The following is a 23,356-nucleotide window of genomic DNA, read 5'->3' on the forward strand; positions in this document are numbered from 1 at the left end:
GCTATTTCCTTTTTTGATACTGTGATGGGCCAAATAATTGTTCTCTTGCCTTGTCATCGTGCAAGGGCTTGCGTAATGCAGTCAACACTTCAACGCCACGCTTAACAGCAGGGCGTTCACCAATCATTTCAAACCAACGTTTGAAATGAGGATATTCGTTAATATCAATGCCTTGATTCTTCCAGTTACGAGTCCAAGGAAAGATAGCAATGTCGGCTATGGAATAACTTTTGCCAGCAATATAGGCATTATCTTTCAGTTGGTGATCTATTACTCCATACAAGCGCTTAGCTTCATTGGTATAGCGATTAATTGCGTAATCAATTTTCTCCGGAGCGTAGATTCGAAAGTGGTGGTTTTGCCCTAAGAGGGGCCCTAAGCCGCCCATTTGAAACATGAGCCATTGCAACACCTCATATTTGCCTCGGGTAGATTTAGGTAAAAACTTTCCTGTTTTGGCTGCTAGGTATAGCAAGATTGCACCGGATTCAAATAAATGGATAGGTTTGCCATCAGGCCCATTGGGATCGGTGATAGCTGGAATCTTGTTATTCGGGCTAATCGCCAAGAATTCTTTTTTAAACTGATCACCGGCGCCAATATCAATGGGATGGGCAATCCAATCTTTACCTAGCTGATAGCCACACTCCTCGAGCATGATGTGAACCTTATGGCCATTTGGTGTTGGCCAGCTGTAAACATCAATGATGTCTTTATTGAGTTTGCTTATCGCCATGATTTATTCCTTTTCTATAGGGTTTGTAAACGCTCTAATGCGTTTAAAAGCGTCTTTTCTTCTTTAGCAAAACAAAAACGAATGACACCTGACTCCACTGGCTTGGCGTAAAAAGCAGAAACTGGAATAGCAGCTACGCCAATCTCGGTAGTTAACCAGGAGCAAAAATCTGCTTCACTTAACTTAGCCTGTGGGATGCCCAGCTCGGTGTAATTGACACACTGAAAATAGCTTGCCGGCGCAGGCAGTAGCTTGAACTTAGTTTGCTGCAAACCTTGACGAAAGTAATCCCGCTTGGCTTGGTAAAAAGGCGGCAATCCTAAATAGTGATCTGCGTTTTTAAGGTACTCAGCAAGGCCATATTGCATTGGCGTATTTACTGTAAACACGTTGAACTGATGCACCTTACGAAACTCGGTCATCATCGCTGCAGGAGCTGCTATATAGCCCATCTTCCAGCCAGTCACATGATAGGTCTTGCCAAAACTGGATATCAGAAAACTGCGCGCCGCTAATTCAGGATGACTTGCAATGCTGATATGTTGATGTCCATCAAACACCATGTGCTCGTAGACCTCGTCACTCAAGATCAGTGCATTCGTATCTCGGACTAAGTTTGCCAAGCGCTCAAGATCAGATTTCTGCCACACCATACCGGTTGGATTGTGTGGTGTATTGATCATGACGAGCCGTGTTTTGGTATTAATTGCTTTTGCTAGATCGTTCCAGGGTATGGAATAAGAACTTACCATGCCTTGATCATCACGATTAGCAGTCAAAGATACGGCAACAGTTTTGCCTCCCGCCAGATCAATTGACGGGCGATAGCTGTCGTAGGCGGGTTCAATGATGACCACTTCATCGCCTGGACTGACGCAGCACAAAATGGCGGTCATGATTCCTTGGGTGCCACCGGCAGTAATGGTGATCTCTGAATCAGGATCGTAATCATGGCCATATAAAGCGGATATCTTTCGTGACACGCCTTGGCGTAGCTCTGCAACTCCCATCATCGGTGGATATTGATTGTGATCAGCCAGCATGGCCGCATGAACTTCGGTTATCAGCTTTCGATCGCAAGGGAAGTCTGGAAAACCTTGGCCTAAATTAATGGCCTGATGTTTTGCAGCGAGGGCTGACATGATCGTAAAGACGGTTGTACCCACCTTGGGTAGGCGACTTGGAAATTCTGGGCTTAGGGCGAGGTTTTGGTCCATTAAGGCGGTTTAGGGCAAATAAGGGAGGTAGTCGCTAGAATGGTAAGAACTCATCTTCAAATTGTGCCATGTTGATCGTCCTTTCACCCGCGAAATCCCTAGATTACAAAACCCCAGCCAAGGTCAAGGCTCCAACCTTGCCCGAGTTTGTCTCAGAATCAGCCAAGTTGATAGCGGATCTCAAGAAGCTCTCACCTCAAGAGGTCGCCGATTTGATGGGTCTCTCGGACCAGTTGGCTGCATTGAATGTGGGTCGCTATCGTGATTGGTCTAAGAAGTTCACGGATGCCAATAGCAAGCCGGCTATTTATGCTTTTGACGGCGACGTCTATGACGGATTTGACGTCAAGACACTGAATTCCAAAGCCATGGATTTTGCGCAAGATCATCTTCGTATCTTGTCAGGCCTGTATGGCGCTCTGCGTCCCCTAGATTTAATGCAGCCTTACCGCTTAGAGATGGGCACTTCCTTCAAGAATGCCCGAGGTAAGGATCTATACGCTTTTTGGGGTGAGCGTGTGACCGATTCACTAAAGAAGGTGCTGGAACAACAAAAGAAACCAGTACTTCTCAATTTAGCCTCTGAAGAATATTTCAAGGTATTACAAGCCAAAAACTTAGATTGCCCGGTGATCTCCCCAGTATTTCAGGACGGTAAGGATGGCAAATACAAAATCATCTCTTTCTACGCTAAACGAGCTAGGGGATTGATGGCACGCTATGTGGTTGAAAACCGGATCACCGATCCCGCAGATTTGAAGGGTTTCAATTTGGATGGTTACAAATATGTTGCTTCCGAATCTAAACCAGAAAAACCGTTATTTAGACGTCCTGAAAGAAAGTAGGAGAGTGCACCATGGCTGTTCATCGCACTAAATCCTCACAACGCGCCTCTCCAGATGTTGAGCGCCTAGTAGCTGATGCTATTTCTTTGGCAGCTTCTGGCAGTCATATTGAAGACCAGTTTTGGGAGGAGCGCTTAAATGTTCGCTTAATGCGCCTGCTTAAAAGTCAAAATCAAAATGTGATCGATGCTTCCTTAGATCAAACATTTCGAATTAATACGCTAGCCTTCGAGGTACTTGCTGATTGCGCTGAAACACTTGCTGAATCACTGGTTATGGAGCATGAGGGTCAGAATTGGGATGTGCTGCTCTTGGCTTTACCAATCGTTGCCCACACTCGCTATCAGATTCCCTCTGGGGCATTGCCCGTGAATGTGATTGAGTCTACTGCCGCCGCACTGCATAACTCAATAGCTTCTACGGATACACGCTTGGCGATTGTCCCCTGGCTGTACAGCATTGATCAAATGCCCCACTCACATTGCCAAACGCGTTTACTAACCGAGGCTTTAGCTACCGCCGCCATTACTGCTAGTGAAGTGAAAATAGAGCTGCGCGATATGTCAGAGACCATTGCGGTTCTGGCTGATCCACGCTTCATCATCGCTGCTATTGCTGCTCCTTCTGGTATGCCCTTATTCCGTTGGCAAGCTGAAGTGCCAACACGTCAAGAGCGTGGCATGAGCTTAATTGGTTGGCAAAACGCGATGCAAGAACCTATTGCTGCACTCTTGCCGGGTTGCGAGTTTGAGCTTTTATTGCCTGAGGCGTATTTCACTAACTGTCGATTAGCGGATAAACAAGTGCGTCCACTGAGCATTCGAGCTGGCGTGAATTTTCTGGAGAGCACTCTCGGTGTGATGCCCGCTGGATTGTCCTGCGTAGTGGGGGCCTTCGGCGAAGATCAGGCCGATGAGTATCGAATTTCTTTTAGCGTAAAAGGCTCTTCTGAAGTGGTGTACGGAGTGATTTGGCCTTTGTACGATCGCGAGAGTGTTGCCAATGATGCGCTCAATGATTTATCTGATGACGAAAGCCCAATGAAACGCATCGCAGACGCGCTTCGTAATGCTGGCGTGGAAGACGTCTTCCGCCATGCAATGCTCTTTGACCCAGAACTTTGTGACGACTGTGGAGCGCCGCTATTTCCGGACCGATCAGGTGATGCTGTGCATGCCGAGCTACCAGATGATGCACCGATACAGCAACCCTTGTTCCATTAAACAAATTCACTTAGCTATAAAACTGAAAGTTGCAAATAAAAAAAGCCGAGGATGTCTCGGCTTTTTTACTATGAAGCATTACATTTAGTTCTGTACAAAAGGCTCTGAATTCGCAAACAGGTGCGGGAGCTTGCCAGTTTTCATTTCTGCTGTTTGGCAGAAATCAGCCAGACGAGTCCCAGATTTAATATTGAACAGCATTGCCTTATTACCCAACACTACAAGATCGTGTCCAGTAGTGGCATTTTTATAACGCAAGCTTCCTGGTAGAGAATTTTCCCGCTTCAAGTCAAACGTTTTAGATTCCCAGGTTAGTCGAACCGTTTCTGTTGTTCCGGAAGTTTTGAACTGCTTACTTTCGCTACAAGTCCAAATAGATACTTCTTCGCTAGCAGTGGCTGTGGCGGATCCCAAAAGGGCGGCTGCAATTAAGCTAGCGATGAGAAGGGTTTGCTTCATATATATAAATCCTTATGAGAGGAGATGCTTAACACCAGCTTGCTCTTCAAGCAATTCATTGAGTGTGTGGTTCATGCGTTCGCGAGAGAACTCATCAATTTCTAAACCTTCCACCATCTTGTATTCACCATTCTCGCAAATTACTGGATAACCGTAGATTACTTCAGCAGGAATACCATATTCGCCCTTAGATGCAATACCCATAGTGACCCACTTACCATTGGTGCCCAGAACCCAATCGCGCACATGATCAATTGCGGCATTAGCTGCTGATGCTGCAGAAGAAAGGCCACGCGCCTCAATAATGGCAGCGCCACGTTTACCAACTGTAGGAATGAAGATATCTTTATTCCATGCTGCATCGTTGATGCTGTCCTTTACAGACTTACCATCGATAGTCGCAAAGCGATAGTCTGGGTACATTGTTGGGCTATGGTTACCCCAAACAACCAATTTCTCGATGTCTGCAACAGGCTTATTCAGTTTGTTAGCTAACTGTGAGAGTGCGCGGTTGTGATCCAAGCGCAACATGGCTGTGAAATTCTTCGCAGGAATATCTGGTGCAGACTTCATGGCGATGTAGGCATTGGTGTTTGCTGGGTTGCCTACAACCAATACTTTGACTGTTTTCTTAGCTACGGCATTTAATGCTTTGCCCTGTGCTGTAAAAATCTGCGCATTGGCTGAGAGCAAATCTTTGCGCTCCATGCCTGGGCCGCGTGGACGTGCGCCAACCAATAAAGCAACATCAATATCTTTGAATGCTGTCATTGGGTCAGAGTGGGCTGTCATGCCTGCCAATAGGGGGAAAGCGCAGTCCTCGAGCTCCATCATCACGCCAGCAAGGGCTTTTTGAGCTTTTTCGTCTGGAATTTCTAGTAGCTGCAGAATCACTGGCTGATCTTTGCCTAACAAGTCGCCATTGGCGATGCGAAAGAGGAGTGAATATCCGATTTGACCGGCTGCACCGGTGACTGCGACACGCATTGGGGCTTTTGCCATTACTAATAACTCCAGTTGAGGTTAATTGACTATTTTTTCTATTATCCATTCAAGTGTATGGACTTTTCCATTTACACTGTATACATGTCTTATATAAGATATGAGATAAGCCTCAATTTTATCCAACATCAGCTGTCCTGGAGCTAATTTGTCCCTGATATCCGAACCCATTGCCTCATTTAGCCCACTCTATGAGCAGATTAAAGCCATGATTTTGGCGAGTTTGCAGGCCTCCGAATGGTTGCCTGGTGATGCAATCCCCAGTGAGATGGAGCTTGCAGCGCGGTATGCGGTGAGCCAGGGGACTGTTCGCAAGGCGATTGATGAGTTAGCTGCCCAAAACTTGCTAATACGTCGCCAGGGTAAAGGTACCTTTGTGGCAACCCACCAAGAGGAAGACTTCCAATATCGTTTTTTGCGTTTAGAGCCAGATTCTGGTGAGAAGTTGCACCTGAAAAATCAGTTTTTAGCCTGCGAGAACATCCAATCGGATCCCTATATTGCTCAGTTGCTTAAGATAAAGCCGGACGATTTAATTATCCGGATCGAGCGAGTGCAAAGCTCAGCAGGTCGACCTATTGTTTTTGAAGAAATTTGGCTGCCAGAAGCCCGCTTTAAGGGCTTAAATCTAGAAACGCTCAATGCTTGGTCTGGCCCGATGTATGCCTTTTATGAGTCTAAATATGCCACCCATATGGTTCGGGCGGAGGAAAAAATCAAGGCCGTCTTGGCGGGACCAGACCTTGCCAAATATCTGCAAGTCTCAGAGCTTGCCGCCTTACTTTCTGTTGAACGCGTGGCTTTCACCTACGGGAATAAACCAGTAGAAATTCGACGGGCTAGATATGACACTGATGGCCAGCATTACGACAATAAATTGAACTAGGTAGTACACTCAAAATCATCAAAAACCAGTTTTTAACCCCTTTAAACGCTAAAAAGTCCCCACTATCCCTAGGTTTCTAATAGAATATGTTGCAACACAACAAAACCACACCGAACCTCCACCGAAAGATTGAGATTGCCCATGGTTGACGCACAGCAAAATGTAAAAAAAGACAGACCGGTTTACCGAAATATTGGTCTTGCTCAGTTAATCAAGTACCGCCTCCCTTGGGCTGGGAAAGTTTCCATTCTTCACCGCATCAGCGGAGCGGCACTGTTTTTAATGCTGCCTTTCTTGCTTTATCTCTTGGACCAAAGTTTGGCTTCTGAGGTGAGTTATCAAACCTTTCAGGCAATTACTGGTCATGCGCTAGTAAAAATTGTTCTACTTGGATTAATTTGGTCTTTTTTGCACCATTTTTGTGCTGGAATTCGTTATCTCTTGCTGGATTTAGAGATTGGCGTTGAAAAGGCTGATGCAAACCGCTCTGCGATTTTCGTATTTTGTTTAGGACTTGCTCTCACTGCGATTGTTGGCCTCAAATTATTCGGCTTGTACTAAGCGCCTCACTTTTTAAGGAAATCGAATGCCTATTTATCAAATTGGACCTAAGCGCTTAGTTGTTGGCGCCCATTACGGCCTCAAAGAGTGGATTATTCAGCGTGCCACAGCCATCGTGATGGTAGTTTTCACAATCGTTCTTTTGGTGGATTACTGCATCACTGGTAGTGCAACTTATGAGGGTTGGGCTTCTTTGTTTAGCAACCAGTTCATGAAGCTTTTGACACTGTTATTTTTCATCAGCTTGTTCTATCACGCTTGGATTGGCATTCGTGATATTTGGATGGATTACATCAAGCCTGTCAGCATTCGTTTAACACTTCAAGTGTTAACTGTTCTGTATCTCGTAGCCTGTGCGGCTTATGCCGTACAAATTTTGTGGAAAGTGTAATTCAATGACCGCGATTAAAAAAGCATTACCACGCCGTCGATTCGACGCGGTAATTATCGGTGCAGGTGGTTCAGGCATGCGCGCTTCTTTGCAGTTGGCAGAAGCTGGCCTGAATGTTGCGGTATTAACTAAAGTTTTCCCAACACGTTCACATACTGTTGCTGCTCAGGGCGGTATTGGTGCTTCACTCGGTAATATGAGTGAAGATAACTGGCACTATCATTTTTACGACACGATCAAAGGTTCAGACTGGTTGGGCGACCAAGACGTAATCGAGTTTATGTGTCGCGAAGCTCCAAAAGTCGTTTATGAGCTTGAGCACTTCGGTATGCCTTTTGATCGCAATCCAGATGGCACTATTTATCAGCGCCCATTTGGTGGACACACAGCAAACTATGGCGAGAAAGCCGTCCAACGCGCTTGCGCTGCAGCAGATCGTACTGGTCATGCCATGTTGCATACCTTGTACCAAAGAAACGTTCGTGCAAAAACAAACTTCTTCGTTGAGTGGTTGGCTTTGGATTTGATTCGTGATGATGCGGGTGATGTTGTCGGTGTTACTGCGCTCGAAATGGAAACGGGCCAAGTGTATATCTTAGAAACTAAAGTAGTCATGATGGCTACTGGTGGTGCTGGTCGCATTTGGGATGCATCTACCAATGCATTCATTAATACTGGCGACGGTATGGGTCTCGCTGCGCGTGCAGGTATTCCATTGGAAGACATGGAGTTCTGGCAATTTCACCCAACCGGCGTAGCTGGTGCTGGCGTACTGTTGACAGAGGGCTGTCGCGGTGAGGGTGCCATCTTGCGTAACAAGGATGGCGAGCGCTTCATGGAGCGTTATGCCCCCACCTATAAGGACTTAGCTCCACGAGACTTTATTTCACGCTGTATGGATCAGGAAATCAAAGAAGGGCGCGGTTGTGGCCCGAATGGCGATTACGTGGTTCTAGACTTAACGCATATTGGTGCTGAGACCATCATGAAGCGTTTACCTTCTGTCTATGAAATTGGTATCAACTTTGCTAACGTTGACGTTACTAAAGAACCAATTCCTGTTGTGCCAACTATTCATTATCAGATGGGTGGCATTCCTACTAATATCAACGGTCAAGTAGTTGTTCCAGGTAATGGCGAACATAACAATATTGTTAATGGCTTGTATGCCATTGGTGAGTGCTCTTGTGTATCCGTTCACGGTGCAAACCGTTTAGGTACCAACTCATTGCTCGACCTATTGGTATTTGGTCGTGCTGCAGGTAATCATATTGTTGCAATGGATCTCAAGAATCGCGAATTTAAACCATTACCTGCAAATGCTGGTGAAAAAACCTTGGCTCGTATTGCTGCCCTTGATGAGTCCACCTCCGGTGAGTATGCACAAGATGTTGCAAACGATATTCGTAAGACTATGCAGAAATATGCCGGTGTATTCCGTAATCAAGAGTTGATGGATGAGGGCGTTCGTCAAATGGCTAAGCTAACTGAGCGCGCTAAGCACATATGGTTAAAAGACAAGTCTGAAATTTTCAATACGGCACGTATCGAAGCTTTAGAAGTTGCGAACTTGATTGAAGCAGCAAACGCGACCATGATTTCTGCGGCTGCCCGTAAAGAAAGTCGCGGCGCGCATTCACATGATGATCATCAACATCGTGATGACGACAACTGGATGAAGCACACACTTTGGTATAGCGAAGGTAACCGACTTGACTATAAGCCGGTTGTTCTCAAGCCATTGACTGTTGAGTCTTTCCCTCCTAAAGAACGTACTTTCTAAGCGAAGAGAAATTAAAAATGAGTGATATTCGTGTATTTGAAATTTACCGCTACGATCCAGATGTCGATGCTGCGCCACGTATGGAGCGCTACGAGCTTGAATTAACTGGCGAGCGGATGTTACTGGACGCCTTGATTTCTTTAAAGAAACAAGATGAAAGCATTTCCTATCGCCGCTCATGTCGTGAAGGTGTTTGTGGCTCTGACGCCATGAATATTAACGGTAAGAACGGGTTGGCTTGCCTAACCAATATGTTGACCTTGCCTAAAGTCATTACATTACGCCCATTGCCTGGTTTGCCAGTAGTGCGTGATTTGATCGTGGATATGACCTTGTTCTTTAAGCAATATCTCTCTATCAAGCCTTACTTGGTAAACGACAATCCATTTCCAGAGAAAGAGCGTCTTCAGAGCCCTGAAGAACGTGAAGAGTTGAATGGCTTATATGAGTGCATCTTGTGCGCCTCTTGCTCAACTTCATGCCCATCTTTCTGGTGGAACCCAGATAAGTTTGTTGGACCAGCTGGTTTGCTTCAGGCCTATCGCTTTATTGCGGACAGCCGTGATGAAGATACAGCGCAGCGTTTAGATAACTTAGAGGACCCATACCGCTTATTCCGTTGCCATACCATCATGAATTGCGTGGATGTTTGCCCTAAGCATCTCAATCCAACCAAGGCAATTGGCAAGATCAAAGAATTGATGGTGCGTAGGGCAGTATGACCCTTAGTAATGCAGAGTTATATCGCTTAAAAAGTGATGCCCGCAGGGGTTTGCTTGAAAACGATCTCATTCTGCAGCGTTTTTTTGAGCGCTATGGCTCTCAATTAAGCGTAGAAGATGGAAAAGTATTGAGCCTCTTATTTGCTTTAGAAGACAATGACTTAATGGATCTTTTAATTAGTCGCAGGGATTCTGTGGCTGGATTGGAAAAAGAATCTCAAGAGGTCTCTTTTAAGGCGGTTTTACAAAAGCTGAGACAGAAGTAATTCAGTATCGTGTTGCGCTTGCAGTGTGATGCATGATCGCATGTTGTAGTAATTATCAATTTGAATGACTAAGGATTAGAAATGATTGAATCGGACATCAAGGCAAAATTATCGTTTTCGGATGGCACACCAGATATCGACTTGCCGATCTACAAGGGCACAGTTGGTCCTGATGTAATTGATATTCGGAAACTTTACGGTCAAACCGGCAAGTTCACTTACGATTCAGGTTTTTTATCTACCGCTTCCTGCAATAGCAAAATCACTTATATCGATGGCGATAAAGGGGAGTTGCTCTATCGTGGTTACCCAATTGAAGATCTTGCACATAATTGCGACTTCTTGGAGGTTTGCTATTTGCTAATTAATGGTGAGCTACCTAATGCTACCGAGAAAAAAGATTTTGAGGAATTGGTAACACACCACACGATGGTTCACGAGCAAATGCAATTTTTCTTGCGCGGTTTCCGACGTGATGCGCACCCAATGTCTGTATTAACTGGCTTAGTTGGTGCGATGGCGGCTTTTTACCATGACGCAATTGACTACAGTCAAACTAAGGCACGCGAAATTGCTCAGATTCGTCTGATTGCGAAGATGCCAACCTTGGTTGCAATGTCGTATAAATATTCCGTAGGACAACCATTTATCTATCCAGATAACTCTTTGTCATACACAGCCAATTTCATGCGCATGATGTTTGCAACTCCTTGCGAAGAGTACAAGGTTAATCCAGTCTTGGTACGTGCTTTGGATCGTATCTTTATCCTGCATGCTGACCACGAGCAAAATGCGTCTACTTCAACAGTGCGTTTGTGCGGCTCCTCCGGTACTAATCCATTCGCTGCCATCTCTGCTGGTATTGCCTGTCTGTGGGGACCAGCTCACGGTGGAGCAAACGAAGCTTGCTTAGACATGTTGAATGGAATACAGGCTAGTGGTGGCGTAGATAAGATTCATGAGTTCATTGCCCAAGTCAAGGATAAGAACTCTAGCGTTCGCTTGATGGGTTTTGGTCATCGTGTTTATAAAAACTTTGACCCACGTGCAAAACTGATGCGTGAAACCTGTTATGAAGTATTAAAAGAACTGGGTTTGGAGAACGATCCATTGTTCAAGCTGGCCATGACTCTTGAGAAGATTGCTTTGGAAGATGAATATTTTGTCAGCCGCAAGCTCTATCCAAACGTGGACTTCTACTCCGGAATCGTTCAGCGCGCATTAGGCATTCCAACTGAAATGTTTACTTGTGTATTTGCCTTAGCGAGAACAGTAGGTTGGATTGCCCAGTGGGAAGAAATGATTACTGATCCTGAGTACAAAATTGGCCGTCCACGTCAGTTATATGTTGGAGAGACTTCACGCAAAGTTCCTAACATCTCTGTTCGTAAATAAAAAAGTTTTCGAGGGTATTCATGTCACGCACGCTCTACGACAAACTGTGGGATGACCATGTCGTCTATTCCGAAGAAGACGGCACGGCCACGATTTATATAGATCGTCAGTTATTGCATGAAGTAACCAGTCCTCAGGCTTTTGAGGGGCTCAGCTTAGCTGGCCGTCCAGTGTGGCGAATCTCTGCCAATCTCGCTGTTTCAGATCACAACGTTCCAACAACAGATCGCTCTGAAGGGATCGCTGACCCTATATCGAAGTTACAAGTAGATACGCTAGATCAAAACTGTGACGCTTTTGGAATTACACAATACAAAATGAACGATACCCGCCAAGGGATTGTTCACGTCATTGGACCAGAGCAGGGCGCAACCTTACCCGGTATGACGGTGGTCTGCGGTGATTCTCATACTAGTACTCATGGTGCCTTTGGTGCGCTGGCTTTTGGTATTGGGACATCTGAAGTGGAGCACGTATTAGCTACCCAAACTTTGCTGATGAAAAAAAGCAAGAACATGTTGGTGAAGGTTGATGGACGCCTTCAACCTGGTTCTACAGCAAAAGATATCGTACTTGCCGTCATTGGTAAGATCGGCACAGCTGGCGGAACTGGTTACACCATTGAGTTTGCTGGTGAAGCTATTCGCAACCTCTCCATGGAGGGTCGCATGACTGTCTGCAATATGGCAATTGAGGCGGGTGCTCGTGCTGGACTTGTGGCAGTGGATGAAACCACAATCGAATATATTCAAGGCAGACCTTATGCCCCTAATGGTGAAGCTTTACGTCACGCTTTGCAATATTGGCGCACCTTGCATTCAGATTTAGATGCGCAGTTTGATGCTGTAGTTGAGCTACGTGCAGAAGAAATCGCCCCCCAAGTGACTTGGGGGACTTCGCCTGAAATGGTGTTAGCTATTAGTGAGCGCGTTCCCGATCCTGAAAAAGAGCGTGATGTAAACAAGCGTTCTGCAATGGAGCGTGCGCTTGAATATATGGGCCTTGTTCCGAATACCCCATTAAGCAACATCTCCATTGATAAAGTATTTATCGGATCTTGTACCAATAGCCGTATCGAAGATATTCGCGCTGCCGCTAAGGTGGTTGATCGTCTAGGTAAGAAGGTGGCTGCCAATGTGAAGTTGGCACTAGTAGTTCCCGGATCTGGATTGGTAAAGGCTCAAGCGGAGCGTGAAGGTTTGGATCGTGTATTTAAAGCTGCTGGCTTTGAGTGGCGTGAGCCTGGTTGCTCTATGTGTTTGGCAATGAATGCCGATCGTCTTGAGCCTGGTGAGCGTTGCGCATCTACATCGAATCGTAACTTTGAGGGTCGCCAAGGTAATGGTGGCAGAACGCACTTAGTGAGCCCAGCGATGGCTGCCGCTGCTGCGATTGAAGGTCATTTTGTTGATGTTCGTAAGATTTCTTAAGGAGATATAGTGTTTAAATGGTCCTCTTTCACAATGATTAAAAAATTAACTATCGTTGCCTTCGCGGGAATCATTCTGTCTGCTTGTGCAAACACGATGGAGGGTGTTGGTAAAGACCTTCAAACCATGGGTAATTCTATGGGCACTAGCAAAGCCCCCAACACTTCGAATCAGTCCCAAACCCAAGGGAAAGATGTTGTTGTGACGCCAGTCAAATAAGCGCACAGCCGATATTTAGATAGATCACTATGGAAAAATTTACGGTATACAAAGGCTTAGTAGCTCCGCTTAATCGCGAAAATGTAGATACCGATGCCATCATCCCCAAGCAATTTTTAAAATCAATTAAGAAAACAGGTTTTGGCCAGAATTTGTTTGATGAATGGCGTTATCTGGACCATGGTGAACCTGGTCAAGACTGCAGTACACGTCCAATCAATCCAGATTTCGTATTAAATCAGCCGCGTTACAAAGATGCCGGAATATTGCTAGCCCGTAAGAACTTTGGCTGTGGCAGCTCCCGTGAGCATGCACCCTGGGCTTTAGATCAGTATGGCTTTAGAGCGGTCATTGCCCCAAGTTTTGCTGACATCTTTAACAACAATTGCTTTAAAAATGGCCTTTTACCGATCGCTCTGACAGAGTTACAGGTTGATCATTTATTTAATGAAACTTTGGCTTTTAGTGGCTATCAGCTCACAATTGACCTAGAGGCACAGAAAGTCATCTGTCCTGATGGAACCGCCTACAGCTTTGATGTGGCCCCGTTTAGAAAGCATTGCCTGCTAAACGGCTTAGACGATATTGGCTTAACCCTGCAACATGCAGATAAAATCAAGGCTTACGAAGCTGAGCGCATTCTCAAGATGCCTTGGCTTGCGACACAACTGCCGTAGTTTTATAGAGTTAAAGGCCTTTTCATGAAAATTGCAGTCCTACCGGGTGATGGTATCGGCCCGGAAATCGTTGCTGAAGCCGTTAAGGTATTAAACGCGCTCGGCCCTAAATTTGACCTTGAGTCAGCCCCAGTTGGTGGCGCTGCTTATGATTTAGCCGGTCATCCATTGCCGCCTGCGACTCTAGAGCTTGCTCGAAAAGCAGATGCTATTTTGTTTGGTGCTGTGGGTGACTGGAAATATGACGCTTTGGCTCGTGAACTTCGTCCAGAGCAAGCCATCTTGGGTTTGCGCAAGCATCTTGAACTGTTTGCCAATTTCAGACCTGCTATTTGCTATGACGAGCTTACCGCTGCATCAAGCTTGAAACCTGAAATTGTGAGTGGTCTGGATATCTTGATTATTCGCGAACTGAATGGCGATATCTACTTTGGTCAGCCACGCGGAATTCGGGCTTCTGAATTGCCACTATTTAAGGGCGCACGCGAAGGTTTCGACATGATGCATTACAGCGAGCCTGAAGTAGAGCGTATTGGTCGTGTAGCTTTTGAAGCAGCCCGTAAGCGAGGCAAAAAGGTTTGCAGCGTGGATAAGGCCAATGTATTGGAGACTTCACAACTGTGGCGGGATGTCATGATTCGTGTTGGCAAAGAGTATCCAGATGTTGAGTTAACGCATATGTATGTTGATAACGCTGCCATGCAATTAGTGAAAGCGCCCAAAGCATTTGATGTGGTGGTGACTGGTAACTTGTTTGGCGATATTCTCTCGGATGAAGCTTCGATGTTGACCGGCTCAATTGGTATGTTGCCATCCGCTTCATTGGATAAAAACAATAAAGGCTTGTATGAGCCAAGCCATGGCTCTGCACCAGATATTGCTGGTAAAGGTATTGCTAATCCCTTAGCAACAATTCTTTCTGCTGCCATGATGCTGCGTTACTCATTGGGTTTACCTGCCCAAGCTGATCGTATTGAGGCAGCAGTCCAAAAGGTGTTATCTCAAGGTTTACGTACCGCTGATATTTATACTGAAGGTACTAAAAAAGTTTCTACCGTTGAAATGGGTAATGCCGTTGTTGCCGCCCTTGCAAAATAAGAATTGCTCATATTAAAAATATTTCATCACACCGAATAGATAGTTGCTCATCATGTCAAATACAAAAACACCTTTAGTCGGCTTAGTTGGATGGCGGGGTATGGTTGGTAGCGTTCTCATGGAGAGAATGTTGGCTGAAAAAGATTTTGACCTGATTGAGCCTATTTTTTTTAGTACAAGCCAAGCTGGTGGTGAGGTGCCACTCTTAAATGGTCAAAAAGTGACCAAGAGTGAAAATATTCTGCTAGACGCGAATGACATTAAGGCGCTTGCTCGTTGCGACATCATTTTGACTTGCCAGGGCGGTGATTACACCAATGAGATTTTCCCTCAGTTACGTTCCGCTGGTTGGCAAGGTCATTGGATCGATGCGGCAAGTGCATTGCGTATGAAGGATGATGCGGTCCTGGTGCTTGATCCAGTAAATCGACCGGTAATTGATAAAGCATTAGCAGCTGGTGGAAAAAACTGGATTGGTAGTAACTGTACAGTCAGTTTAATGATGATGGCTATGGGCGGTTTAGTGAAAGCTGATATGGTTGAATGGATCAGTGCTATGACTTATCAGGCTGCATCCGGAGCTGGTGCGCAAAACATGCGCGAGCTACTGTTGCAGATGGGTGCTTTGCGCGATAGTGTGGCCACTGAGTTGGCCGACCCCTCATCTTGGATTCTGGATATTGATCGCAAAATTACTGAAACTTTGCGTTCGCCAGACTTCCCTAAGAAAAACTTCCGTAATACTGCCTTAGCAGGTAGTCTGATTCCTTGGATTGATGTTCCCGTTGAGAACGGTCAAACAAAAGAAGAGTGGAAGGGCGGAGCCGAATTTAATAAGATCTTAGGTCGCCCTGCGTTTAGAACCCCAGGCAGTATTCCCATTGACGGTTTATGTGTCCGCGTTGGTGCGATGCGCTGCCACTCGCAAGGCCTCACCGTCAAACTCAAAAAAGATATTCCGCTCAAAGAGATTGAGACAATATTGGCCAATGACAATCAATGGGTCAAGGTGGTCCCAAATGATCGCGAGATTACTGAACGTGAACTATCTCCAGCCACTGTTAGCGGCACATTGACGGTACCTATCGGACGATTGCATAAGATGGCGATGGGCCCTGAATATCTCGGTGCTTTTACTGTGGGCGATCAACTCTTGTGGGGTGCTGCTGAGCCTTTGCGCCGAATGTTAAAAATTCTATTGGATAGCAATGCCTAATATTCAAATACTGAAATTTATCTTTGCTAGTTTTATCGGTATTGCGCTATCGACCAGTGCCTTTGCTGTTAGCTTAGGCAAGGCGAATTTGGTATCTAATCCTGGCGAAAGTCTACGAATTGAGGTGCCCATTGAGTTGGCTCCAGATGAGCAAGCTCTTTTAACAACTTTATCAGCTTCGATACCATCGGCAAGCGCTTATGAGCGCCTCGGTATTTCACCTAAAATTTTGGACTTCAATACCCAAGTCATGGTCTATCGAGCAAAGGATGGACGCTTGATGGTTTTGGTAGAAACGGTAAAAGCTGTACCGATCTCTGAGGATATCTTTGTAGATTTATTGCTGACCTTAAATTGGTCAACAGGTTCAATTACCAGAATATATACATTCTTAAACGGAACCATTCCTAAGTTTATTGTAGAGCCTGGGCAAACTCTGTCTTCGATTGCTTCCCAGATGGATCCAGGTTCACCAGAGTTTTCCATTGACCAGAAAATGATGGCTTTATATCAGGCTAATCCAGATGCTTTTGCGGGTGGCAATATTAATCGTTTGCTGGCTGGTTCTGAACTCTTGATTCCTGATCCTGCCGCAGTGCAGGCGATTGATTCTAAGCTTGCTAAGGTCTTTGTTGACTCGGCGGCACAACAATGGACCGAGAAAAAGGTTGATCAGGCTAGTGTAGAAGTTAGTGTTGATGATGTTGTTAAGTCTGAAAATCGTTTAAAGATCGGCTCTAGTGGGGACCGAGATGCGGATAACAAGCGTATTACCGAAGAAATAGTTGCACAAGAAAAAATTCTCGAACAAACTAATGTTAGAGCACAAGAGTTGGAGAAGAATATTTCAGACTTAAAAAAATTATTAGCTGAATCTCAAGGTACCTCAGAGGTGCTTGATTCTGGAAAGGCTGGCTTTAACGCAAAGACACTTTTTCTTGGCTTATTGGCGCTTTCTTTAATTGCCGGTCTTTTGATTTGGTTCTTCATCAGTAATTCGCGTAAAACTCCATTACCTCATATCCATGCTAGCGACTACCCATTCAAACAAGAACAGGTGCAATCTACATCAGCCGATCATCATATAAGTGATCATGCTCATCATGAGGGGATCTCTGACAAAGCCAAGGCGTTATTCGGGAGCATTAATTTAGATTTACCGGTTGCCAAGTCTGCCACATCAGACCTGACGCCTGATGAGCTCAGGGTGAGATTGAATCTAGCACGAGCCTATATCACTATTGAAGATTTTTCTGCCGCCAAGAAATCTTTAGATGAGATTGTTCGTATTGGCACATCAATTGACCCTGAAATTGTGGTTGAAGCGCGAGGTGTATTAGCCGAGCTTCCGCACAGTAATAGCTAAACTTTGATGCGCATTGCCCTCGGACTTCAATATGACGGCAGTGCTTTTTTTGGTTGGCAGACACAGGTCAATCAACCTACTGTTCAGAATGAGTTAGAGAGAGCTATTACCTCGTTTGTTGGTAAAGATGCCCAGAACTCTCATTCTATTCGTGTTATCACCGCCGGTCGAACAGACACTGGTGTTCATGCGCTAGGTCAAGTCGTTCACTTTGATGTTGAGGTTGAGCGAGATAACTGGTCGTGGGTAAGGGGGGTTAATGCATTCCTGCCGGAGTCCATTGTGATTAATTGGGCCCAACCGGTTGTAGATGAATTTAGTGCTCGTTATTCTGCTTACGAACGTACTTATATCTACGCATTGCATGCAGGGCCTTGCCGCTCTCCCATGGGTGCTGATCGCGCTGGTTATGTGATGCTTCCAGCAGATCGCTGGTTTGATACCAACGCGATGAGATCCGCGGCTAAATGCTTGATTGGTGAGCATGACTTCACGTCTTTTCGTTCATCAGAATGTCAAAGTAAGACTCCAGTGAAGACCATCTATTCCATCGAAATTTTCTCGAATGAGCCATGGTTGTATTTTAGGATCAGAGGAAATGCCTTCTTGCATCACATGGTTCGCAATTTAGTGGGGAGCTTCATCCAAATTGGTGTAGGCAAACAATCTGCCAATTGGATGGCCGAAGTTTTGGCCGCAAAAAATCGTAGTGTTGCAGCTCCCACGTTTTCACCTGCAGGCCTCTATTTGACCCAAGTTGCCTATCCGGAAGAATTTAATATCCCCAAACCATGGCTTTCAAATTCTTGGTTGCCTATGGCAATTTTTGTTTAAATATGTCTTTAATAGCTCAAGACCTTTATCATTTCCTCTTATGGGCTTAATAACAAACTCTCCAGGCCGAACTAGGGTCAAAATCTGCGGTCTCAAGACACCGGGTGATGTCGACGCTGCTATTGCCTCTGGTGTTGATGCGCTCGGCTTTGTTTTTTATCCCCCTAGTTCTAGAGCCGTTACTCCCAATATAGCTGCCACCTTGATTTCGAGGCTTCCAGCAGGGGTTGATGCTGTTGGATTGGTCGTAAATGCTAGCGATGCTGAATTTGAGGCTATTAGGGCAGCTGCCCCTATTACTTTGTGGCAGTTTCATGGGGACGAGTCTCCTGAGGAATGCCATCGTCTAGCGGCAGGTCAGCCCTGGATGAAGGCTGCACGTGTTGGTGCTGGCTTCGCGTTTAATGATTTTTCCTTACAATATAGCCAAGCAAATGCTCTTTTGCTCGATGCACTCGTTGAGGGCTATGGAGGAGGGGGTGTTCCTTTTGATTGGTCAGGAATTCCACAAGCATGGATAAGCGCAAACGCGCCTCGGGTCGTTTTGAGTGGTGGATTGAACGTTCACAACGTGGGCGAAGCTATTGCTTGTCTACACCCTTGCGCGGTTGACGTCTCTAGCGGCGTCGAAATCAGCAAAGGTGTAAAAGATCATGCCTTGATGAAAGAGTTTATTGAGGCAGTGCGTGCGGCAGACGCAAGCACACCAACCTAATCATTTGCTGTAACTAATAAAAAGAGGTACTTATGTACGATAAGCCAGATGCACGAGGACACTTTGGTCCTTACGGTGGCGTATTTGTTTCTGAGACGCTTATGTTTGCTTTGGATGAACTGAAAGCAGCTTATGCAAAATATCAATACGACCCAGAGTTTTTAGAAGAATTTCATTACGAGCTTAAGCATTTTGTAGGTCGCCCATCACCGGTCTACCATGCCAAACGGTGGAGTGAAATGTTAGGTGGTGCACAGATCTATCTCAAACGTGAAGACTTAAATCATACTGGCGCACACAAAATTAATAATGTGATTGGTCAAGCGATGCTGGCCAAACGTATGGGTAAGCCGCGCATCATTGCTGAGACTGGAGCAGGGCAGCATGGTGTTGCCACTGCAACTATTTGCGCTCGCTTTGGTTTAGATTGCACTGTATATCAAGGATCTGTTGACGTAGCGCGTCAAGCGCAAAATGTATTTCGTATGAAATTGCTCGGTGCAAAAGTCGTACCTGTTGAATCTGGAACCAAAACTCTCAAAGATGCACTCAATGAAGCAATGCGTGATTGGGTTACTAATGTAGAAGATACCTTTTACATTATCGGCACTGTCGCCGGACCCCATCCATATCCAATGATGGTCCGCGATTTTCAAAGCGTGATCGGGGAGGAGTGCAAAATACAAATGCCTATAATGACCGGGCGCCAGCCTGACTACGTCATGGCCTGCGTTGGCGGCGGCTCTAACGCAATGGGTATTTTCTATCCCTATATTGATTTCCCGGAAGTGAAACTAATTGGTGTTGAAGCTGCAGGCCATGGACTCAATAGCGGCTTGCACTCCGCAGCGCTTTGCGTTGGAAAGCCAGGTGTATTGCACGGTAATCGAACCTATCTTTTGCAAGATGAAAATGGGCAAATATCAGAGACCCATTCTGTTTCTGCTGGTATGGATTACCCTGGCGTTGGCCCTGAGCATGCATGGTTAAAAGACTCAGGTCGCGCAGACTATGTAGCGATTACTGATGAAGAGGCCTTGAAAGCTTTTCATGACTGTTGCCGTATTGAAGGCATTATCCCCGCCCTTGAATCTGCTCATGCAATTGCCTATGCATGCAAATTGGCAGCCACGCTTCCTAAAGATAAAACCATCTTGGTAAACTTATCTGGTCGTGGTGACAAGGATATGCATACCGTTGCTCAAGCCACTGGTTCAGAGGGCTAATCCATAGCCCATCATTTGGCCACATACAAGAATAATTACGAATTGCCATGTCAAAAATTACTGCACTATTTACTGAGCTAAAAGCTAGCGGAAAAAAAGGTCTGATTCCTTTTATTACCGCTGGTGATCCTGATCCAAAACTCACTGTTGAATTAATGCACGCTTTAGTGCGTGGTGGTTCTAACGTCATTGAACTTGGTGTGCCATTCTCAGATCCAATGGCTGATGGACCAGTAATTCAACGCTCGTCTGAAAGAGCGCTCACTCAAGGTGTCACCTTGCATGGCTGCTTACAGATGGTGAAAGAGTTTCGTAAAACCGATGTAGATACACCAGTCGTTTTAATGGGCTATGCCAATCCAGTCGAACAGATGGGAGCAGAGCGCTTTGCGTCGGAAGCTAAAGCTGCCGGGGTTGACGGTGTTCTGATCGTGGACTACCCTCCAGAAGAGTGCGTTGATTTTGCCGCCCAAATGAAGCTAGCCGGTGTTGATCCTATCTTTCTATTAGCACCCACCTCATCACCAGAGCGTATAAAAGATGCAGCCAAAATAGCTTCTGGTTATATCTATTACGTTTCTATGCGGGGTGTAACAGGTGCATCTCATCTGAATACCCAAGATGTGGCCAGCATTATTCCTAAGATTCGTGAAGCTACGTCAATTCCGATCGCAGTAGGTTTTGGTATCAGTGACGCTGAAAGTGCCCGCGCCGTATCAAAAACAGCGGATGCAGTGGTGATTGGCAGCCGAATTATTCGTCTTTTGGAGGATTCTGCCCCTGGCCAAGCGGTACAATCACTCGAAACCTTCATACGTGAGATTCGCGTTGCTTTAGATAGTTAATGTACTGGATAGTTAAAGACTGATGAGCTGGATCGATAAATTACTACCCCCACAAATCCAACATACGGATCCTGCTAATCGCAAATCTGTCCCTGAGGGACTTTGGGTTAAGTGCCCCAGCTGTGAAACCGTACTCTATAGCACTGATATCGAAGCAAATTTATCGGTTTGTCCAAAATGCAGTCACCACATGCGCATTGGCGCCCGCCAGCGCCTTGATAGTCTTTTGAACCCAAAAGGCCGCTATGAGATTGGTGCCGATATCTTTCCAATCGACCCACTCAAATTTAAAGATTCAAAAAAGTATCCCGATCGCCTTAAAGAGGCTAGCGATGCCTCCGGTGAATCCGAGGCCTTAATTGTTCTTGGTGGAAAGATTGAAAGCATTCCAGTGGTAGCTGCCTGTTTTGAATTCCAATACATGGGTGGTTCAATGGGTTCGGTTGTGGGTGAGCGTTTTGCTCGTGGCGTACAAGAGGCTATTGCCAAGAAGTGTGCTTTTATTTGCATTACCGCAACCGGTGGCGCGCGCATGCAAGAAAGTTTGTTATCCCTATTTCAGATGGCAAAGACAAACTCGATGCTGACTTTGCTTGCTAAAAAAGGTTTGCCTTACATCAGCGTCCTAACTGACCCAACAATGGGTGGAATTTCTGCTAGCTTCGCGTTTATGGGTGATGTTGTGATGGCCGAACCAAAAGCCTTAATTGGTTTTGCGGGCCCACGCGTGATTGAACAAACCGTTCGTGAAAAACTACCAGAAGGTTTTCAGCGTTCTGAGTTTTTGATGCAAAAGGGCGGCATCGACATGATCGTTGACCGTCGGCAGATGCGTGGTGAGATTGCCCGTTTATTGGCCTTGCTTCAGCAACTCCCCGAGCCTGCGATTGCGGGTAGCGCAGCTGTATAAAGCGCTTGAGTCTCGCCCTCCAAACCCCCGTCCTTTTTTCTAGCTTAACGGCTTGGCTTAGTCATCTCGAAACAGCTCACCCTGTTGGTATTGACATGGGTCTTGCTCGTATTAATCGGGTTAAAGATGCGCTAGGTCTTCACTTTGATTGTCCGGTTATTACCGTGGCTGGTACCAATGGCAAAGGTTCAACCTGCGCTTATCTTGAAAGTATTTTGCTGGCGTCTGGCTATAAGGTTGGTTGCCATATGTCTCCCCATTTACTTGTCTTTAATGAGCGTGCACGCGTCAACGGTGAGGAGGTTAAAGATGATCTTTTACTTGAGCATTTTGCAGCTGTTGAAAAAGCGCGCGTCAGCTTAGAGGATCCACCAACCCTAACGTATTTTGAATTCACCACCTTGGCTATCATGCATTTATTTTCTAAGGCAAACTTAGATGCAGTAGTGCTTGAGGTAGGTATGGGCGGTCGCTTGGATGCTGTCAATATTGTTGATACAGATTGCGCAATCGTTACGAGTATTGACATTGACCATGCTGATTTTTTAGGTGGCACACGTGAGGCAATTGGTTTTGAAAAGGCTGGTATTTTCCGAGTCGGCGGTATTGCGGTCTGTGGTGACCCAGTGCCTCCACAATCTTTGATTGATCACGCAGAAAAACTCGGATGTGATTTATGGCTACAGGGACGTGACTACAACTTTCAAGGCGATAAGCAGCAGTGGGCTTGGGCAGGGCGTCAAAAACGCTTTAGTGGTTTAGGTTATCCTGCATTACGTGGTGCCAATCAGATTCTGAATGCATCTGCTGTGATAGCCGCATTGATGGCATTGCATCAGCGACTACCAGTTAGCGCACAGGATATTCGCAATGGCTTTGCTATGGTGCAGCTGCCAGGCCGTTTTCAGGTTCTACCAGGTCAACCAACCATCGTTTTGGATGTTGCCCACAACCCCCATGCGGCAGCAACCTTGGGGCAGGGTTTGGACAAGATGGGATATCACCCATATACGTATGCCATTTTTGGCGCAATGGCGGATAAGGATATTGCTGGGGTTATTAAGCCCCTGTTAAATAGTGTGGACTTCTGGTTTTGCACTGATTTACCAACTCCACGTGCCGCTGGTGCCGCAGCACTATCTGAGAAGCTGGTAGATCTGGGTGTATCCGTCAAAAATGGGGAAGATGGTGGTATTGAGTGCTTCCCAGATCCTGCTGCAGCGTATCAAAAAGCGCTTTCTATGGCCGGTGAGGGTGATAGAATTGTCATCTTTGGATCCTTCTATACCGTTGCCGGCGTAATGGCATATCGAAATAACCAGGCCCATTGATCC

The 23,356-nt window shown here is 45.8% G+C and carries 25 protein-coding genes; 21 read left to right on the forward strand and 4 right to left on the reverse strand.

Annotation, left to right across the window (positions count from 1 at the left end):
* Nucleotide 1 precedes the first annotated feature (1 nt).
* Complete coding sequence (locus C2758_RS04800) at nt 2-709, reverse strand: glutathione binding-like protein (protein WP_215330103.1); 708 nt, start codon at nt 707-709, stop codon at nt 2-4.
* A gap of 41 nt (nt 710-750) precedes the next feature.
* Nucleotides 751-1,953, reverse strand: a complete 1,203-nt coding sequence (locus C2758_RS04805) for a methionine aminotransferase (RefSeq protein WP_215329834.1) — start codon at nt 1,951-1,953, stop codon at nt 751-753.
* 68 nt (nt 1,954-2,021) lie between these two features.
* Here C2758_RS04805 and yaaA point away from each other — a divergent pair, with 68 nt between their 5' ends.
* Both yaaA and C2758_RS04815 read left to right on the forward strand, forming a co-directional pair.
* Nucleotides 2,022-2,798, forward strand: coding sequence for a peroxide stress protein YaaA (gene yaaA, locus C2758_RS04810; protein WP_215329835.1), 777 nt, complete (start codon nt 2,022-2,024; stop codon nt 2,796-2,798).
* A gap of 11 nt (nt 2,799-2,809) precedes the next feature.
* Complete coding sequence (locus C2758_RS04815; RefSeq protein ID WP_215329836.1) at nt 2,810-4,021, forward strand: DUF2863 family protein; 1,212 nt, start codon at nt 2,810-2,812, stop codon at nt 4,019-4,021.
* Between the two features lie 84 nt (nt 4,022-4,105).
* On the opposite strand, the gene C2758_RS04820 is transcribed toward C2758_RS04815, so the two are convergent.
* Both C2758_RS04820 and C2758_RS04825 read right to left on the reverse strand, forming a co-directional pair.
* Nucleotides 4,106-4,480, reverse strand: a complete 375-nt coding sequence (locus tag C2758_RS04820; RefSeq protein WP_215329837.1) for a hypothetical protein — start codon at nt 4,478-4,480, stop codon at nt 4,106-4,108.
* A gap of 12 nt (nt 4,481-4,492) precedes the next feature.
* On the reverse strand, nt 4,493-5,482 hold the full coding sequence (locus tag C2758_RS04825; RefSeq protein ID WP_215329838.1) for a malate dehydrogenase: 990 nt from the start codon (nt 5,480-5,482) through the stop codon (nt 4,493-4,495).
* 148 nt (nt 5,483-5,630) lie between these two features.
* Between C2758_RS04825 and C2758_RS04830 the strand changes: the two genes are divergently transcribed.
* The 19 genes from C2758_RS04830 to folC all read left to right on the forward strand — a co-directional run bounded on the left by C2758_RS04830 (nt 5,631) and on the right by folC (nt 23,353).
* Nucleotides 5,631-6,368 (forward strand): GntR family transcriptional regulator, encoded by a 738-nt coding sequence (locus C2758_RS04830; RefSeq protein WP_215329839.1) that lies wholly within the window; start codon nt 5,631-5,633, stop codon nt 6,366-6,368.
* 141 nt (nt 6,369-6,509) lie between these two features.
* Complete coding sequence (gene sdhC / locus C2758_RS04835) at nt 6,510-6,929, forward strand: succinate dehydrogenase, cytochrome b556 subunit (protein ID WP_215329840.1); 420 nt, start codon at nt 6,510-6,512, stop codon at nt 6,927-6,929.
* 25 nt (nt 6,930-6,954) lie between these two features.
* Nucleotides 6,955-7,320, forward strand: coding sequence for a succinate dehydrogenase, hydrophobic membrane anchor protein (gene sdhD, locus C2758_RS04840; protein WP_215329841.1), 366 nt, complete (start codon nt 6,955-6,957; stop codon nt 7,318-7,320).
* A gap of 4 nt (nt 7,321-7,324) precedes the next feature.
* Nucleotides 7,325-9,103: a succinate dehydrogenase flavoprotein subunit gene (gene sdhA, locus C2758_RS04845; protein WP_215329842.1), complete on the forward strand. Its 1,779-nt coding sequence runs from the start codon at nt 7,325-7,327 to the stop codon at nt 9,101-9,103.
* A 17-nt stretch (nt 9,104-9,120) separates the two neighbouring features.
* Nucleotides 9,121-9,825 (forward strand): succinate dehydrogenase iron-sulfur subunit, encoded by a 705-nt coding sequence (locus C2758_RS04850; RefSeq protein WP_215325017.1) that lies wholly within the window; start codon nt 9,121-9,123, stop codon nt 9,823-9,825.
* Nucleotides 9,822-10,091 carry a succinate dehydrogenase assembly factor 2 gene (locus C2758_RS04855; protein WP_215329843.1) on the forward strand — a complete coding sequence of 90 codons (270 nt, stop codon included), beginning with the start codon at nt 9,822-9,824 and terminating at the stop codon, nt 10,089-10,091. Before C2758_RS04850 ends, C2758_RS04855 begins: the two co-directional genes overlap by 4 nt.
* A gap of 81 nt (nt 10,092-10,172) precedes the next feature.
* Nucleotides 10,173-11,486 (forward strand): citrate synthase, encoded by a 1,314-nt coding sequence (gene gltA / locus C2758_RS04860; protein ID WP_215329844.1) that lies wholly within the window; start codon nt 10,173-10,175, stop codon nt 11,484-11,486.
* Nucleotides 11,487-11,506: 20 nt separating this feature from the next.
* On the forward strand, nt 11,507-12,916 hold the full coding sequence (gene leuC / locus C2758_RS04865) for a 3-isopropylmalate dehydratase large subunit (protein ID WP_215329845.1): 1,410 nt from the start codon (nt 11,507-11,509) through the stop codon (nt 12,914-12,916).
* A 9-nt stretch (nt 12,917-12,925) separates the two neighbouring features.
* A complete protein-coding gene (locus C2758_RS04870) occupies nt 12,926-13,135 on the forward strand; it encodes a hypothetical protein (RefSeq protein WP_215329846.1) in 210 nt (69 codons plus the stop codon).
* A gap of 29 nt (nt 13,136-13,164) precedes the next feature.
* Nucleotides 13,165-13,812 carry a 3-isopropylmalate dehydratase small subunit gene (leuD, locus tag C2758_RS04875; RefSeq protein WP_215329847.1) on the forward strand — a complete coding sequence of 216 codons (648 nt, stop codon included), beginning with the start codon at nt 13,165-13,167 and terminating at the stop codon, nt 13,810-13,812.
* Nucleotides 13,813-13,836: 24 nt separating this feature from the next.
* Nucleotides 13,837-14,910: a 3-isopropylmalate dehydrogenase gene (leuB, locus tag C2758_RS04880; RefSeq protein WP_215329848.1), complete on the forward strand. Its 1,074-nt coding sequence runs from the start codon at nt 13,837-13,839 to the stop codon at nt 14,908-14,910.
* 52 nt (nt 14,911-14,962) lie between these two features.
* Nucleotides 14,963-16,126: an aspartate-semialdehyde dehydrogenase gene (gene asd / locus C2758_RS04885; RefSeq protein ID WP_215329849.1), complete on the forward strand. Its 1,164-nt coding sequence runs from the start codon at nt 14,963-14,965 to the stop codon at nt 16,124-16,126.
* The gene (locus C2758_RS04890; protein ID WP_215329850.1) at nt 16,119-17,492 is read left to right on the forward strand and encodes a FimV/HubP family polar landmark protein; all 1,374 of its coding nucleotides are present in this window, start codon (nt 16,119-16,121) and stop codon (nt 17,490-17,492) included. The genes asd and C2758_RS04890 overlap by 8 nt, the downstream gene beginning before the upstream one ends.
* A gap of 6 nt (nt 17,493-17,498) precedes the next feature.
* Nucleotides 17,499-18,326: a tRNA pseudouridine(38-40) synthase TruA gene (gene truA, locus C2758_RS04895; RefSeq protein ID WP_215329851.1), complete on the forward strand. Its 828-nt coding sequence runs from the start codon at nt 17,499-17,501 to the stop codon at nt 18,324-18,326.
* Between the two features lie 40 nt (nt 18,327-18,366).
* Nucleotides 18,367-19,041, forward strand: a complete 675-nt coding sequence (locus tag C2758_RS04900) for a phosphoribosylanthranilate isomerase (RefSeq protein WP_215329852.1) — start codon at nt 18,367-18,369, stop codon at nt 19,039-19,041.
* 32 nt (nt 19,042-19,073) lie between these two features.
* Entirely contained in the window at nt 19,074-20,267 is a 1,194-nt protein-coding gene (gene trpB / locus C2758_RS04905) for a tryptophan synthase subunit beta (protein ID WP_215329853.1), read from the forward strand.
* A gap of 47 nt (nt 20,268-20,314) precedes the next feature.
* Nucleotides 20,315-21,112 (forward strand): tryptophan synthase subunit alpha, encoded by a 798-nt coding sequence (trpA, locus tag C2758_RS04910; protein WP_215329854.1) that lies wholly within the window; start codon nt 20,315-20,317, stop codon nt 21,110-21,112.
* 22 nt (nt 21,113-21,134) lie between these two features.
* Complete coding sequence (gene accD, locus C2758_RS04915) at nt 21,135-22,022, forward strand: acetyl-CoA carboxylase, carboxyltransferase subunit beta (protein ID WP_215329855.1); 888 nt, start codon at nt 21,135-21,137, stop codon at nt 22,020-22,022.
* A gap of 5 nt (nt 22,023-22,027) precedes the next feature.
* A complete protein-coding gene (folC, locus tag C2758_RS04920; RefSeq protein WP_215329856.1) occupies nt 22,028-23,353 on the forward strand; it encodes a bifunctional tetrahydrofolate synthase/dihydrofolate synthase in 1,326 nt (441 codons plus the stop codon).
* Nucleotides 23,354-23,356 lie beyond the last annotated feature (3 nt).

Source organism: Polynucleobacter sp. AP-Sving-400A-A2 (genome assembly GCF_018688155.1).
In the GTDB taxonomy this organism is placed as follows: domain Bacteria; phylum Pseudomonadota; class Gammaproteobacteria; order Burkholderiales; family Burkholderiaceae; genus Polynucleobacter.

Excerpts from the sequence above, each read along its gene's own strand:
- sdhA (WP_215329842.1), top strand. The coding sequence starts at position 7,325 with ATGACCGCGATTAAAAAAGCATTACCACGCCGTCGATTCGACGCGGTA.
- trpB (WP_215329853.1), top strand. The coding sequence starts at position 19,074 with ATGTACGATAAGCCAGATGCACGAGGACACTTTGGTCCTTACGGTGGC.
- C2758_RS04855 (WP_215329843.1), top strand. The coding sequence starts at position 9,822 with ATGACCCTTAGTAATGCAGAGTTATATCGCTTAAAAAGTGATGCCCGC.
- C2758_RS04850 (WP_215325017.1), top strand. The coding sequence starts at position 9,121 with ATGAGTGATATTCGTGTATTTGAAATTTACCGCTACGATCCAGATGTC.
- yaaA (WP_215329835.1), top strand. The coding sequence starts at position 2,022 with ATGTTGATCGTCCTTTCACCCGCGAAATCCCTAGATTACAAAACCCCA.
- sdhD (WP_215329841.1), top strand. The coding sequence starts at position 6,955 with ATGCCTATTTATCAAATTGGACCTAAGCGCTTAGTTGTTGGCGCCCAT.
- C2758_RS04805 (WP_215329834.1), bottom strand. The coding sequence starts at position 1,953 with ATGGACCAAAACCTCGCCCTAAGCCCAGAATTTCCAAGTCGCCTACCC.
- C2758_RS04815 (WP_215329836.1), top strand. The coding sequence starts at position 2,810 with ATGGCTGTTCATCGCACTAAATCCTCACAACGCGCCTCTCCAGATGTT.
- accD (WP_215329855.1), top strand. The coding sequence starts at position 21,135 with ATGAGCTGGATCGATAAATTACTACCCCCACAAATCCAACATACGGAT.
- C2758_RS04900 (WP_215329852.1), top strand. The coding sequence starts at position 18,367 with ATGGGCTTAATAACAAACTCTCCAGGCCGAACTAGGGTCAAAATCTGC.
- trpA (WP_215329854.1), top strand. The coding sequence starts at position 20,315 with ATGTCAAAAATTACTGCACTATTTACTGAGCTAAAAGCTAGCGGAAAA.
- gltA (WP_215329844.1), top strand. The coding sequence starts at position 10,173 with ATGATTGAATCGGACATCAAGGCAAAATTATCGTTTTCGGATGGCACA.
- leuC (WP_215329845.1), top strand. The coding sequence starts at position 11,507 with ATGTCACGCACGCTCTACGACAAACTGTGGGATGACCATGTCGTCTAT.
- leuD (WP_215329847.1), top strand. The coding sequence starts at position 13,165 with ATGGAAAAATTTACGGTATACAAAGGCTTAGTAGCTCCGCTTAATCGC.
- truA (WP_215329851.1), top strand. The coding sequence starts at position 17,499 with ATGCGCATTGCCCTCGGACTTCAATATGACGGCAGTGCTTTTTTTGGT.
- C2758_RS04820 (WP_215329837.1), bottom strand. The coding sequence starts at position 4,480 with ATGAAGCAAACCCTTCTCATCGCTAGCTTAATTGCAGCCGCCCTTTTG.
- C2758_RS04825 (WP_215329838.1), bottom strand. The coding sequence starts at position 5,482 with ATGGCAAAAGCCCCAATGCGTGTCGCAGTCACCGGTGCAGCCGGTCAA.
- asd (WP_215329849.1), top strand. The coding sequence starts at position 14,963 with ATGTCAAATACAAAAACACCTTTAGTCGGCTTAGTTGGATGGCGGGGT.
- C2758_RS04890 (WP_215329850.1), top strand. The coding sequence starts at position 16,119 with ATGCCTAATATTCAAATACTGAAATTTATCTTTGCTAGTTTTATCGGT.
- sdhC (WP_215329840.1), top strand. The coding sequence starts at position 6,510 with ATGGTTGACGCACAGCAAAATGTAAAAAAAGACAGACCGGTTTACCGA.
- leuB (WP_215329848.1), top strand. The coding sequence starts at position 13,837 with ATGAAAATTGCAGTCCTACCGGGTGATGGTATCGGCCCGGAAATCGTT.